The organism is Sphingobacterium sp. UBA7855, from assembly GCA_002500745.1.
In the GTDB taxonomy this organism is placed as follows: Bacteria; Bacteroidota; Bacteroidia; order Sphingobacteriales; family Sphingobacteriaceae; genus Sphingobacterium.
Genome location: DLST01000011.1, coordinates 365,236 through 379,814 on the forward strand (window position 1 = coordinate 365,236; position 14,579 = coordinate 379,814).

Genomic DNA, 14,579 nt, shown 5'->3' on the forward strand with positions numbered 1-14,579 from the left:
CAATTAGAATAATTTATTTTTATTTTTCCACTCCCCTTTAAAAAACCCCTTTCCCGGTTATAAAACGAACTTTATAGTTCTTTTGCTGACTATGAATAGGGTATATCTATCAATATCAATACCCCCTAAAGCAGTACACCTTTCAAAATAAGCGTAGCCACACTAAAATAAATCAATAAGCCAGTAACATCAACTAAAGTCGATACAAAGGGTGCCGATGAGCTCGCAGGATCAGCTCCCAGCCGTTTCATCACAAAAGGCAACATAGACCCCATCAAAGATCCCCAGAGCACAACACCAACCAAAGACAGCGAAATAACTAATGCAACCAACACCCAATACTCACCATAGCTATGCGCAAAAGACTGCCAGGCCATAATCCGCACAAAACCTAATGTACCCAAAATAAGTCCCAGGAGCAAGCCTGATATAATCTCCCTACGCATCACCCGCCACCAGTCGCCTAGCGTAACTTCCCCCAAAGCCATCGCCTGGATAATCAATGTCGACGCCTGCGAACCACTATTGCCACCACTGGAAATAATAACCGGCATCAATGCAAATAACATAATCGCACTTGCCATTTGCTCTTCAAAATGTTCAATCACTGTCGCTGTCAAAAGTTGCCCAAGAAAAAGTACAATAAGCCAACCGGCTCTCTTCTTCACCAGGTTCTTAATCGATACATCCAAATAGGGCTCATCTAAGGCCTCGGTTCCCCCGATGCGCTGCATATCTTCGGTATACTCCTCGTTGGCAACCCAAAGAATATCATCAACAGTAACAATACCCAACATCACGCCATGTTCATCAACAACAGGCAAGGCCACCCGATTATTCATCCGGAAGATGTTGATTGCCTCCTCCTGCGGGTCATAAGCATTGAGCGATATTAAGCGATGATCGATCAATTCCCCAACCACTGTATCGGGCTCCGCCATCAATACATCTTTGATCCGTATATCATCAACGAGCTTACCCGCACCATCAATCACATACAATACATCTATCGTCTCTGAATCCCTTCCATACCGCCTGATATGACCCAGTATTCGCTCGATACTCCAATGCTCTTTTACGGTGATATAATCAGGCGTCATTAAGCGCCCCACACTATCTTCAGGATATCCCAGTAAAGCCAATGCTTCAACACGATCTTTGGGTGGTAAAAGTAAAATTAGATGCTTTATATCGTCCTTCATTTCAGAAAAAAAAGAAGTCCGATCATCAGGGGGCAATTCGTTAATTAAGGCACTAATTTTCGCTTTAGAAAGCTTCTTAAAAATCCTGTTCTGAGTAGGGAAATCCAGAATACGAAAAACGTTTACTGCGCGATTCAAATTTAATGATTCAATAAATAACGGACCATGTTCGGGCAACTCATCAATCAGCTCTTCTACTTCTGAAATATTTAATTCATTCAAAAATTCTTCCAGCCCAACAAGGTCTTCACTTGCTATTAATTGCTCTATTTGATTCACCTGCATTTCCAGTTCTTCCATATCTCCTATCGATTTAAAAAGCCTACATCTACACAAAATTTATATGTTACAAAAATCGCTTTTTTAAAGTAAATTCTGAATAAAAAAATAAATAATAAAAACCTGCTGTCTGTGGTTGCGATTAGCACAAACAACTCAAGCTATGTTCAATATCTAAATCAAAAAGAAGACATTTTGTCATTAATAAAATTTTGAAGAAAAACGATCTTGCCAACAATTTCCATTGGTTCGAGAGAAAAGATTATGATGAAATCTAACATCTTACTACTAATTCATTTTTTATTATGGAAGAAAACAGAAAGAATCCCGTCACCTCAACAACATTCCCCAAAAAGCAACAATCCATAGTAGCTAAATTTCGACATAAAAAAAAGGCAAATTTTCCAGGTACACTCATGTAATCGCTAATTATTTAAGTATATTCGTCGTATGCTTTAACCTATTTCATATAGTGTTTTTTTTTATAAACGTTCACTATTCGCAGGCACCTGTAAAGAAAAAAAAATAGCAGAAAAAAAAGCAAATTACAAAAATATAAAAACCTATCATTCAGAAATAAAAAAGAATTTAAATGAACTTAAATTTCATATAACAAACCTTAATAAAACTAAAAAAAATAGCAAACACAAAATAAACTAAGATTAATGAGATATAACAAAATAATTACCAGCACATTAATACTGTTATTATTAACAATATATTCACAACAAAGTTGTGCTCAATTTTTTGAAGATAGTCAAGCGCCACTAAGCCAAAAATGGTATCAGATTGAAACGAAGAATTTTCAACTTATTTTCCCAGAGGAAATGAAGAGCAAAGCCCCTACCCTAGCTGAATATGTTAACCGATCGCTACGTACAACTGCTAGAAATTACAAAGTAACACCGCGGAAAATTCCATTCATTATTCATAACACGAATCTACAAACGAATGGATTCGTACAATTGTCTCCTCGTAAATCTGAACTGTACAGCACCGCTGGAGCAGAGCCAGACAATCAGACATGGCTACCCAATTTGATCCTGCATGAGTCAAGACACGTAAGTCAATTTGACAAATTGACAGGTAAACTTCGCGCTCCATTTTTTGAACAATTAGCCCTAGCTTACTATGGACTGACCGTCCCTTCATGGTACTTCGAAGGGGATGCAACGCTTACAGAGACGATATATTCGGAGGGCGGAAGAGGAAGATTACCCGCTTTTGAAATGCCCGTAAAAGCAAACTTTCAATCGAATCACAATTATAGTTTTAACAAATATTTACTCGGATCCTATAAAGATATTGTCCCAAGCTACTATACAATCGGCTACCTGATGACCTCCACTTTAAAGTCAGAATTGCCTTCGGATTATGAAGCCGACTTTTTTTCAGAACTTAACAAGAAACCACTATATCCCTATAATATCAATCGCGTTTTAAAGAAAAAAATAGGTGGAAACAGCGCCTATTTATACCGAAAAACAATAGCAAATTTAAATGCAATATGGACAAAAAAAACAAGCGATTATCACTATCAGAATTATGCAGAAATAAACAAAAAAAGCAACAGCTATTACAACAGTAATTTATTACCAAAAAACAAGAATAGTCTGGTCTATTTTATTAAGGAAAACCCACAAAAGACTAACGCAATTTATACGTACGATGCAGCAAAAAACACAGAAAATAGGCTCGTCAAAACCGGCATACAGTTGACACCACATTTTGACGTAAACAGCAATTACATCCTATGGGATGAGCTTCATAAAGATCCGCGTTTCAATAAACGAACATATAGCATCATTAATATCATGAACCTCAAGACAGGAAAAATTAAACAGATTACCAAGCAATCCAGGTATTATTCCCCTGTTTTTAGCCCGATAGACGAATTCATTGCATGCGTCGAAGTAGATTTATCCAACGACAGCTATCTCACGCTTATAAGCCTCGAAAATAACACTGTCGTCAAACGCATCAAGATAGGCAACGACGAACAGCTCCAACATCCGGCTTTCAACTCCGAAGGAGATAAAATAATTGCGATACGTTTATCGCAATCTGGAACCGCCCTGTGTGAAATTGATCTGAAAAATGATAAAATCACCAACCTAATAACGTGGGGTAATCAGCAATATGAAAGACCACAATACCTTTCAGGTAACAAAATAATAACAAAAGCAAACTTCAATGGTATCGATAATATTTACAGTATCGACCTCTTATCTGGAAAAAAACAGCTTTTGACAAAGGCACAATTTGGCGCATTCAATCCTTTTTACGATAAGAATACAAGGCAATTATTCTTTAACGACTACCAGTACGACGGCTACAAGATCGCCCAGACATCCGTCGATACCGCATTTGATATCGCTACCGAAACGGATTATTTTTCCCACTACTACACCACCGCATTGACCAAAGACAGTGTCAAAAACATTGCTTCAATCCCAGCAGATACCAGTCAGTATAACCAAATCGTCCCCTACAATGGTCTGGGCAGAACATTTAATTTTCATAGTCTTTCGCTAAGCAGTAGCAATTTTGAAAGCTTCGACAATTTTAAACCTGGAGTCTTCTGGTTATCAAACAATATCTTAAACACCACACAAATTGCGCTTGGGTATGAATATGACACCGATATTCGCAAAGGGCTATATTCAGCTGAACTAACCTACAACAAGTACTTCCCAAAATTCTCGCTTCGCTATGAAAACAGAGGGCAAATCGCAGCAGCAAGTATCCCGAATAAACCGGACAGTAGCATCCGTTTCGATTGGCGCGAGCATTATGTATCTTCACAAATCTCAATTCCACTCTCCTTTTACAGAAGAGACTACGTCTATTCTACTGGATTCAACCTGGCAACAGCCTACCTAAGGCGATATGATCTTAGTCGAACAGATGTCAAAAATTTTAATTACGAAACCGCATTTCCATTAACATACCAGCTTTATCTCAATCGCAACGCCCGAATGGCTAAGATGGATCTTTATCCAAGATGGGGACAAAACGTGAGTGTCACCTATCGACATACTCCCTTTGAAAACCACGCAAAAGGTGAAATCCTATCAGCACGAACAATATTCTATCTTCCGGGGTTTAGGAACAATCACGGTTTTCAAATCCGATTGAGTGCTCAAACTGGATCGGGAATTTATCAATATATCAACGATATCCCTTTAGTGAGCGGGTTTAGCTATTACAAATATGAAAAAGTAAAAAATACCGTATTGGTCAACTACCGTTTTCCAATAGCTTATCCTGACCTTGGATTAGGATCAGTGGCTTATATTAAGCGCGTAAAAGGCGGTATGTTCGCCGACTATCAAAATATTCACAAACACCCTGATGTTTCACCAAAAAGCTTCGGCGCATACGTTTCACTTGACTTCAACGCCTTCAGATATCCGCTTCCAGACTTCGAATTCATCGTTAAGGGAACCTATATCAATGACAACTCAACAACGCAACGTATAGTTCCAACATTCAGTCTAAGCTACAGCTACTAAGGGTGGATCGCCCAATTAAAATTGAGTGCCAACGCATAATGATCTGACAAGGGCAACCCCTTTGCATTCGTGAATAGATTGTTTTCTATATTATAGTCCCGGGCGGCAAGACTGAGTTCACTGCTGCTCCTGTAAAGAATCTTATCAATGGATTCGCTCTGATTACATATAGACAACATATGCTGGGGTTTGAACGTGTGGCGGGCCTCTGGCACTAAGCCCCCATTTTCTAGTTCAACCCAGCTATCAACCAAAGCCGTTGAATCCATAAAATCATGCAGATTATCATCACAAAAGCTATAATGTGCATTAAAATCGCCCATCACAAGAATTGACCTACCGCCAGAATGTTCACCGATGTAATCGCGCAACTGATTGAGATTATCGCGACGTGCGCTTGAAGCTTTTCTGCTGTTTTGTGCATTTGCATGAACATTGTAGACGTCCAGCCAGACATCGGGCACAATCTCCACTTGAACAAAAGTAAAGCCCTTGGGTGTTAAAAAATCTGCACCCGTACGTTTCTTCCATGGAATACGGACAACATCAGTCATTGGAAAACGAGACAGTGTATTTAAACCATCACCAAAGGGCACACGACCCTTTGTTTTCGTGCGGAAGGGATGTAAATTTCCGCCTAAATATAAACTTCTATTGTAGTTAAAATCTTCCTGTACATTCACGATATCAAAAGGATTAATCTTCCTTCCAATTTCGGCAATACTCCTGCTTCTACCCGTTATCGCCGACGAAATAATCCCAGGCAATCCCGCGACATTATATGTCAGCACTGAAAAGAAACCGGAACTTATTTTTTCTCTATTCTTATTTTTGTCCATCGATATCTGCATATATAACCTTGTCTGATAAATTTAGCAATTACAATAAAAACTCACGAGTACTGTACAGTTAATTAACGGATAATTGATATAATCTGACATTACATCCATAGTTCAACACGAGCAATAGCGCTATCCTTAAAATACAAAAAGGGACAACGCAATGCTGTCCCTTTCCTGAAAGATTTAATTTATATTAATCTTCGAGTGCCTTTACGCCAGGAAGTACCTTTCCTTCCATGTATTCCAAAAGTGCACCACCGCCTGTGCTGACATAACTTACATCTTCAGTCATACCGAATTTACTTACAGCAGCAGCGGAATCACCGCCACCTATTAAAGAAAAAGCTCCATTCTTCGTTGCTTCCACAACTGCATCAGCCACCGCTTTAGTACCTTTTGCGAAAGTATCAAATTCAAACACACCCATTGGACCGTTCCAAAGAACTGTTTTAGAATTTTTAATGATCGACGCAAAGTTTGCTGCAGAATCCTGACCAATATCTAAGCCTTGCAAATCTGCAGGAATTTGGTCATTTGGCCCATCATATACATTAGCATCGTTGGAAAATGCATCTGCTATCTGCGCATCAGTGGGAATAACTAGGTTTACACCTTTTTCTTTCGCCTTTTGAACAAGCTCATTTGCTAAATCAAGTTTATCCATCTCCACCAATGATTTGCCAATTTCGCCACCTCTAGCTTTAATAAATGTATAGGCCATACCTCCGCCTATCAGGAGATTATCAACTTTATCCAATAGCGCTTCGATCAATTGAATTTTATCTGAAACTTTCGCTCCACCCATAATAGCGGTAAAAGGTCTAACCGGATTATTCAACACCTTCTCCGCATTTCCGACCTCAGCTGCCATCAGATAACCACTATATTTAGCTCCTGGAAAAAATTGAGCAACAATAGCTGTCGAAGCATGAGCTCTGTGGGCTGTACCGAAAGCATCGTTCACATAGATATCACCTAATTTTGACAACTTCTCAGCAAATTCAACATCTCCCTTTTCTTCTTCTTTATAGAAGCGTAGGTTCTCTAGCAACAAAACCTGACCAGCCTGCAAAGCCGCGGCTTTTTCTATTGCTTCTGTACCAATACAATCATTGGCAAACTGAACATCAGTGCCTAGAACCTGTGAAAGATGAGAAACAATATGTTTTAATGAATACTTATCAGTAGGACCATCTTTTGGCCTTCCTAAATGGGACATCAATATCACGCTTCCACCATCTTTCAAAATCTTCTTTATCGTTGGAGCCGCTCCCTGGATACGATTATCATCCGTAATATTGAAATTTTCATCCAAAGGCACGTTGAAATCCACACGTACCAAGGCTTTTTTACCTGCAAAATTTAAATCGTCTACTGTTTTCATTCTGTAACTTTATTGATTTGGGATTAGGTCGTTTTGTCAAACGAACAGCTAAATATAAAAAAAAGCATTTGCTTTCATTAGAAATAATTATTTATTCATGGCAATTCCTAACTTAGATTGAACTTATCAGCACGCAACGTAAGAACTACCCGCATCATTATAAATTGTAATTACCTACACCATACTACGGTTGAGCTTCCTTTACGAATCAATTACTAATGAATCTCAACGCTATAAGGCAATCTCGCCTGTATTCCCGTCTGTGCTGTAGCTTTTTTCATAACATCAAAATAGCGATAGTACTCGCCCATTTGCTCTTTGGCAAGCCAAACTTGAACTTTCTCTTTCGAATTATTCAATATTGAGGTAAAAGGATCTTCTTTCTCCGGATACTGGAACACTTTATAGTTACTCAATTTGGCCTTTTTAGCGGCAGCCTGAATTGCGGCATCCAAGTTACCCAGTCGGTCAACCAATTTATTGTTCACTCCCTGCGCGCCAGTCCAAACTCTTCCCTGTCCAATGCTATCCACATCAGCGATGGATAATTTGCGGCCATCTGCAACAACTTTAGTAAATGTACCATATACTTTATCCACTTCCCGCTGGATGATATCCCTTTCTTCTGCTGTCAACGGCCGATCGAAAGAAGTCATCAAATCAGCAAACTTACCCGTCTTTACACCATCATAATGCACTCCAATTTTATTGTTCATCAGATTTTGGAAATTAGGAATTACACCAAATACACCTATAGATCCTGTAATTGTAGTCGGTTCGGCAAATATCGAATCTGCTGCCGCCGAGATATAATACCCCCCTGATGCAGCTAAATCTCCCATCGATACGATTACAGGTTTCACTTTCTTGGTCAAAACAACCTCCCGCCAGATAATATCCGATGCTAGAGCAGATCCACCAGGAGAATTGACACGCAAAACAACAGCTTTAACAGCATCATCTTCTCTTAATTTCCGTAGTTCACGGGAAAATTTATCACCACCGATTTGACCCGGTCCTGTCCCCTCACCGTCAACAATTTCTCCAGCAGCATAAAGAACTGCGACTTCAGATCCACTCACATCTCCTTTTACCTTCTTATTATAATCCAATAGGGAAACGAACGATATGTCATCTTTTTCCGAAATTTTCAAACGTTTTCGCAAGTCCGATAAAAGTTCGTCTTTATATAGCTTGGCATCCGCAAGCTTATATTTTACCGCATCGTCCGCATCCCGAACTAAATAGTTATTTGCTATCGCCCGCAATGAATCCGAAGAAATTTTTCTGCTTGCTGCTATTTCATCAATAAAAGTAGTATATATACTTCCCAAATAAGAAGTTACCTGCAAACGGTTGGGCTCACTCATTTTATTCAAAAAGTAAGGTTCAACAGCACTCTTAAAGGTACCTACCTTGACAATTTGCATCTCTACACCAACCTTGTCCAGCAAGTCTTTATAAAACATCGTCGAACTTGCCAACCCTTTAAAATCGATTGTACCTTGTGGATTAACATATACCTTATCAGCGATGCTCGCCACATAATAAGCCTTTTGGTCGTAGCCGGCATTATAAGCAACAACAAATTTACCCGTCTTTTTAAAGGCCAAAAGTTCGTCCCTTACTTCCTTTAAACTTGCAAAGCCAACACCGACATGACTCGCATCTAAATAAATACCCTTAATATTTCCATCTGTAGCCGCATACTTGATCCTTGCCAAAATATCATCTAGTCCAATATTTTTGGTCGAATAACCGGGAAGATTGAGACTCCCCAACGGATTGGCTTCACTTCTTTCGGTAATATCATAATCAAAAGACAGGTATAAAACCGAATTGCTTTTAACAACAACTTCCTGATCAGAGGATGCCGAGCTGATAATCGCTCCAATAATTCCCATCAAGACAATAAACAACACAACAAAAGAGATTACAATCCCTGTAATTGTTGCCAGTACATATTTAAAAAATGATTTCATATTTTGTAATTATATCCGATTAATAACAAGCTCTACCAATCGAATGCGCTATTTTCCATTAAAGGTAATGCAATATTTTTTATTCACACAGTCTTTTATTTCATCTATATCATATTTTCTTCCCAACGTGAGCTAACTCGCTAACAGAAATTTGCATAATCAGATGGAATTAACAGGCAAACTTCATCATTAAATCCCTCAAAAGCCTATTTTTGCAATATGAATAAGATATATATCCTATTGGGCACCAATCTAGGGGATCGCTTTCAGCAGCTTAATTTAGCGAGAAAGCAGCTCGAGAAACATGCTGGAGAGCTAATTGAAGCATCGTCAATTTATGAAACTGCTGCCTGGGGAGTTAGAGACCAACCTGCTTTTTTAAATCAGGTTATCTTGGTAGCTTCCGAATTACCACCCTTAGAATGCTTAAAACTAACACAGCATATCGAACAGGAATTAGGACGCGTACGTAAGGAAAAGTGGGGCGAAAGAGTTATTGACATCGACCTACTCTACTTCAACCAAGAAATCATCGACCTACCATCACTTCAGATTCCACACCCCTACATTGCCCAACGTAGGTTCACACTCGAACCCTTAGCGGAAATCGCCCCCGACTATGTTCACCCTGTTTACAAAAAAAATAATGTATATTTATTGGATAAATGCAAAGACGATTTACCTGTAAAGAAAACAAGCAACAATGAACCATCTCGACATTGAACTGATCAGCCTAAACATGTTCGACAATCAAGAATTAATTAAACAATTTGTATCCATGTACCTTATTCAAACACCTGTCGATCTCGATAAACTCCGTCAGGCACTTGCTGAAGGTAACCTGCAGAAAATTGGTGATGCCGCCCATCATATCAAACCGACAATGGACTATATAGGTGCTTTTCATCTGAAAGAAAAGTTGGAAGAATTGGAGAGCCAGGCAAAAAACAAGGAATCTTTAGAGATATTGCGGGCAACTTTCAGTATCATCGATATCGAGATGAAGGAACTCCTTTTTGAATTAGAACAATATGAAAAAACGATCTAAGCCAGATCGTTTTTTTTATTGAAATGCAATGCAGATAAAATGAAATACAAAATAAGAATAATAGGAAGAGCCATAAATTGACCAATCATAAAAAAGATCAAAGTCAAGATCAGAAATATAAACCGATATTTATTTGTTTTCCATTCCATGGAACTAAATTTCATCGAAAACAACCTAATTTCACTCACCAATAGATAACTTGTTAAAAAAACACTACCGATTAAAATTAACGGATTTAAAACAAATTGGGGATAGGTATCAGCAATATACGGAAGTGAGAGCACATAAAATGTATTCATTGGTGTATTGAGGCCGATGAAATCAGAAGTTTGGCGCTCATCCAAATTGAACTTGGCTAAACGCAAAGCCGAGAAGACTGTAATAATAAATCCCAAATAAGGATATAAAGAGCCATCAGGAAATACCTTTGACAATAAAGTAAACATGATTGTTCCAGGTAAAAAGCCAAAACTAACCATATCGGCCAACGAGTCAAGTTCCTTCCCAATCGACGATTTAACATGAAGCAGACGCGCTACCATTCCATCAAAAAAATCAAATATCCCCGACGCAAACACACAGATGGTAACAATTTTAATATTACCTTGTAAGGCCATTAACACAGCGATACACCCACTAAATAAATTTAGACAAGTCAGCAAATTGGGAATATGTTTTTTCATATACAGGATCTACATTATAAAAAAAGCCATCATTTTTTTCAAATGATGGCTAAAATATCAAAATTTGATGGAATTACCCATTCATACTGATCAAAAATTCTTCATTTGATTTAGTTCCACGCAATTGTCCTTGTAAAAATTCCATAGCCTCTGTAGAATTCATATCGGACAAATGGTTACGAAGTACCCAAATGCGTTGCAATGTTTCTTTGTCGGTCAACAAATCATCGCGACGCGTACTGGATGCCGTAATATCGATTGCCGGGAAGATACGTTTGTTTGCCAATTTACGATCCAGCTGTAGTTCCATATTACCCGTACCTTTGAATTCTTCAAAGATAACTTCATCCATTTTAGATCCTGTATCTGTCAATGCCGTAGCTAAAATAGTTAATGAACCACCGTTTTCGATATTCCGGGCAGCACCAAAGAAACGTTTTGGCTTATGTAAAGCGTTAGCGTCCACACCACCTGACAAAATTTTACCAGACGCAGGCGCAACTGTGTTATATGCACGAGCCAATCTCGTGATTGAGTCTAACAAAATAACGACATCGTGTCCGCACTCTACCATACGCTTTGCTTTCTCAAGCACGATATTCGCAATCTTAACATGGCGGTCAGCCGGTTCATCAAATGTAGAAGAGACAACTTCAGCACGAACACTTCTTGCCATATCGGTCACCTCCTCTGGGCGCTCATCGATTAATAAAATAATCAGATAAACTTCCGGATGATTTTTTGCTATAGCATTCGCAACCTCTTTCAACAAGTTTGTTTTACCCGTTTTCGGCTGCGCAACGATTAATCCACGTTGCCCCTTACCGATAGGCGTAAATAAATCCATGATACGCGTAGAATAATTTCCAACGCCCATATCCAAATTTAAACGCTCATCTGGGAACAATGGTGTCAAATAATCAAATGGTACACGATCACGTACCTCTGCAGGATTTTGTCCATTGATAGCCTCTACTCTGACCAAAGGAAAATATTTCTCCCCTTCTTTAGGTGGGCGGATACAGCCTCGTACCGTATCTCCTGTTTTCAAGCCAAATAATTTGATTTGAGATTGTGATACATAAATATCATCAGGGGATGTCAAATAATTGTAATCAGAAGAACGTAAGAAGCCATAACCATCGGGCATGATTTCCAATACCCCTTCATTAACAATTACATTATCGAAATCTGTACTTGAAGAAGTGTTTTCTGCTTTAGGAGTTTGAATGGTTTTCTCAGGTTGGGCGCCTTTATCTGCTGCTGTTGTGTCCGCAGCTGCAACGGTGGGTTCTTCATGCTCAGAAACTTCACGTTTCCTTACCGTTACAGGTTCCGCAGTTTTAATGGTCCGCACACGTTTACGTGTACGTTCAGCATGTTCCTGACTATCTTCCTCTACTTTTGATACTTTTTCAGCTGAAGCTGGAGCGGCTTCCTCTTCTGCGCCAGTATTACTAATTCTTTCGATTAATTCTTGTTTACGCAATTTATCAGCATCTGCGATACCGATCAACTTAGCAATCTCGCGCAATTCTGATACGAGTTTAGCGTTTAATTCGTTAATATCCATTAATGTGTTGTGTATGATTTTTGGATTTTCTTTTTGAGCTTTATTCTGAATTCTGATAACACTTAAGCGAGTTTCCAAGATTAAGTGAGATGAAGAACTTAATGATTTCTTTTAAATCCGAAGCGGATTAAATATTGAGAACCTTGACAAAGAAAAAAACAAATTTTGTTATTTCAAAATATTTCAAAAAAAATATTTACTATTGTAACTAGTAAAACGATTTAACAACATTTTTAGATTGAATTTATATTTTTTTTCATAAGTTCGTACCTTTCAAAATTTAAGTTTTTAGATCCCTTATATGGAACAGCAACAAACTAAAACTAATTACCCCGCGCTTTACACACTAATTATTGTGTTTTTCTTCTGGGGGTTCATTGCCGCAGGGAACAGTGTTTTTATACCATTCTGCAAAAATTACTTTCATTTAGATCAGTTTCAATCGCAGCTGATTGACTTTGCTTTTTATACAGCCTATTATATCGGCGCATTGCTACTGTTTATTTTCAGTTCAATTGGTGGAAAAGACCTGGTTGGAAAATGGGGATATAAAAAGAGTATCGTTTATGGTTTACTTTTCTCAGCTTTAGGTGCTGCAGCCATGATCGTTGCTGTCGAAGTGAACCTCTATGTTGGTATGTTGTTGGGCCTCTTCGTCGTTGCACTGGGTTTTTCATTACAACAGACCGCGGCAAATCCATTCGCAGTTTTGTTGGGTGACCCAAAAACCGGTGCGTCTCGGGTCAACCTCGGAGGTGGTATTAACTCTTTCGGTACAACAATAGGCCCGCTTGTTATCGGATTTTCGTTATTCGGAACATTTGAACCTATTTCAGACTCCGAAATTGCCAACCTTCCGTTAAATAAAGTAGTCTATCTCTATATAGGCGTTGGCCTGTTGTTTATTTTAGCTGCAGCGCTATTTAATTTCAGTAAAAAAGTTCCTGCTGGGATTAGCGACGAGCCAATGGAAAAAGCGAACAAAGCTTTACGTACATTGATTATTATGACTGTTTTGCTCTTCGGTATGTTCACACCCGTTTTCTTAAGCTATAAAAGTGATTTAGCCTTAGAAGTAGAGCAATTACACAAACAAGTTTCGAGTTTAACCGATCCCGTTCAGATCGATCAACTCAAATTACAGATTAAAGAACTTGCCAAACCTCTCGAAACACAGCGTATGCTTTGGTTAGCAGGCGCTTTGGTCGTTGTTATTGGTGGTTTGTTATTCTCTAATAAAAGTGCCCAAAAGAATCCAGAAGGTTGGGGTGCGATGAAATACCCTCAATTGGCTTTAGGTATGCTTGCTTTGTTTATCTATGTTGGTATCGAAGTAGCCATTGGTAGTAACCTTGGCGAATTATTAACCCTGAAAGAATTTGGTCACCTGCAATCATCACAAATTACACCTTATGTATCTATGTACTGGGGGAGTATGATGATCGGCCGATGGGCAGGCGCAATAACCGCGTTTAACTTAACTAAAACCACCAAAAATGGTTTGTTGGTCATAGTTCCACTCGTTGCCTTCTCTATTATTATTGGAGTTAATACACTCGCTGGATTTGAAATGTCACACCTCTATTATTATGTTGTGTGTATTATTCTTCAAATTGTAGCATTCTACCTAAGTAAAGAGAAACCTGCTCGCACATTAATTATTTTCGGATTATTCGGAATTATTGCCATGTTGGTTGGGTTGTTCTCATCGGGTACAATCGCTATCTATGCTTTCTTATCAGGAGGTCTTGCTTGTTCAATTATGTGGTCGTCCATTTTCAGTTTATCTATTGTTGGTTTGGGTAAATACACCGCTCAAGGCTCGGCATTCCTCGTTATGATGATTCTTGGGGGAGGTGTTCTTCCTCCGATCCAAGGAAAATTAGCAGATATTATCGGTATTCACAATTCATATATTCTACCATTGGTCGGATTCTGTTATGTTGTTTTCTTTGCGATCTTTGTGAAGGGAATATTAACAAAACAAGGAATCAACATTGACGAAATAGAGGCTGAAGGAGGACATTAATACCCCTCACTAATTGTAAATAGTACACTATTTAAACAATTT

The 14,579-nt window shown here is 38.6% G+C and carries 10 protein-coding genes; 4 read left to right on the top strand and 6 right to left on the bottom strand.

The genetic code is table 11. The features are described from left to right. Positions 1-125 precede the first annotated feature (125 nt). Positions 126-1,502, bottom strand: coding sequence for a magnesium transporter (mgtE, locus tag B2107_RS10295; RefSeq protein ID WP_293955538.1), 1,377 nt, complete (start codon positions 1,500-1,502; stop codon positions 126-128). A 644-nt stretch (positions 1,503-2,146) separates the two neighbouring features. On the opposite strand from mgtE, the gene B2107_RS10300 reads away from it, so the two are divergent. Then, on the top strand, positions 2,147-4,996 hold the full coding sequence (locus B2107_RS10300) for a hypothetical protein (protein WP_293955539.1): 2,850 nt from the start codon (positions 2,147-2,149) through the stop codon (positions 4,994-4,996). On the opposite strand, the gene B2107_RS10305 is transcribed toward B2107_RS10300, so the two are convergent. The 3 genes from B2107_RS10305 to sppA form a co-directional block, all read right to left on the bottom strand. Beyond that, positions 4,993-5,847 carry an endonuclease/exonuclease/phosphatase family protein gene (locus B2107_RS10305; protein WP_293955540.1) on the bottom strand — a complete coding sequence of 285 codons (855 nt, stop codon included), beginning with the start codon at positions 5,845-5,847 and terminating at the stop codon, positions 4,993-4,995. The two genes, B2107_RS10300 and B2107_RS10305, sit on opposite strands and share 4 nt — an antisense overlap. 184 nt (positions 5,848-6,031) lie before the next feature. Then, entirely contained in the window at positions 6,032-7,222 is a 1,191-nt protein-coding gene (locus B2107_RS10310; RefSeq protein ID WP_293955541.1) for a phosphoglycerate kinase, read from the bottom strand. Between the two features lie 215 nt (positions 7,223-7,437). Then, positions 7,438-9,204: a signal peptide peptidase SppA gene (gene sppA, locus B2107_RS10315; protein WP_293955542.1), complete on the bottom strand. Its 1,767-nt coding sequence runs from the start codon at positions 9,202-9,204 to the stop codon at positions 7,438-7,440. Between the two features lie 219 nt (positions 9,205-9,423). On the opposite strand from sppA, the gene folK reads away from it, so the two are divergent. Continuing rightward, the gene (gene folK, locus B2107_RS10320) at positions 9,424-9,927 is read left to right on the top strand and encodes a 2-amino-4-hydroxy-6-hydroxymethyldihydropteridine diphosphokinase (protein ID WP_293955543.1); all 504 of its coding nucleotides are present in this window, start codon (positions 9,424-9,426) and stop codon (positions 9,925-9,927) included. Further along, positions 9,908-10,252, top strand: a complete 345-nt coding sequence (locus B2107_RS10325; RefSeq protein ID WP_293955544.1) for an Hpt domain-containing protein — start codon at positions 9,908-9,910, stop codon at positions 10,250-10,252. The genes folK and B2107_RS10325 overlap by 20 nt, the downstream gene beginning before the upstream one ends. On the opposite strand, the gene B2107_RS10330 is transcribed toward B2107_RS10325, so the two are convergent. Both B2107_RS10330 and rho read right to left on the bottom strand, forming a co-directional pair. Further along, the gene (locus B2107_RS10330) at positions 10,249-10,935 is read right to left on the bottom strand and encodes a CDP-alcohol phosphatidyltransferase family protein (protein WP_293955545.1); all 687 of its coding nucleotides are present in this window, start codon (positions 10,933-10,935) and stop codon (positions 10,249-10,251) included. The two genes, B2107_RS10325 and B2107_RS10330, sit on opposite strands and share 4 nt — an antisense overlap. 73 nt (positions 10,936-11,008) lie before the next feature. After that, the gene (gene rho, locus B2107_RS10335; RefSeq protein ID WP_293955546.1) at positions 11,009-12,508 is read right to left on the bottom strand and encodes a transcription termination factor Rho; all 1,500 of its coding nucleotides are present in this window, start codon (positions 12,506-12,508) and stop codon (positions 11,009-11,011) included. Between the two features lie 301 nt (positions 12,509-12,809). Here rho and B2107_RS10340 point away from each other — a divergent pair, with 301 nt between their 5' ends. Further along, on the top strand, positions 12,810-14,537 hold the full coding sequence (locus B2107_RS10340) for an MFS transporter (RefSeq protein ID WP_293955547.1): 1,728 nt from the start codon (positions 12,810-12,812) through the stop codon (positions 14,535-14,537). The last annotated feature ends 42 nt before the right edge of the window (positions 14,538-14,579 follow it).

Coding starts and splice junctions, on each gene's coding strand:
- mgtE (WP_293955538.1), bottom strand. CDS start 1,502: ATGGAAGAACTGGAAATGCAGGTGAATCAAATAGAGCAATTAATAGCA.
- B2107_RS10300 (WP_293955539.1), top strand. CDS start 2,147: ATGAGATATAACAAAATAATTACCAGCACATTAATACTGTTATTATTA.
- B2107_RS10305 (WP_293955540.1), bottom strand. CDS start 5,847: ATGCAGATATCGATGGACAAAAATAAGAATAGAGAAAAAATAAGTTCC.
- B2107_RS10310 (WP_293955541.1), bottom strand. CDS start 7,222: ATGAAAACAGTAGACGATTTAAATTTTGCAGGTAAAAAAGCCTTGGTA.
- sppA (WP_293955542.1), bottom strand. CDS start 9,204: ATGAAATCATTTTTTAAATATGTACTGGCAACAATTACAGGGATTGTA.
- folK (WP_293955543.1), top strand. CDS start 9,424: ATGAATAAGATATATATCCTATTGGGCACCAATCTAGGGGATCGCTTT.
- B2107_RS10325 (WP_293955544.1), top strand. CDS start 9,908: ATGAACCATCTCGACATTGAACTGATCAGCCTAAACATGTTCGACAAT.
- B2107_RS10330 (WP_293955545.1), bottom strand. CDS start 10,935: ATGAAAAAACATATTCCCAATTTGCTGACTTGTCTAAATTTATTTAGT.
- rho (WP_293955546.1), bottom strand. CDS start 12,508: ATGGATATTAACGAATTAAACGCTAAACTCGTATCAGAATTGCGCGAG.
- B2107_RS10340 (WP_293955547.1), top strand. CDS start 12,810: ATGGAACAGCAACAAACTAAAACTAATTACCCCGCGCTTTACACACTA.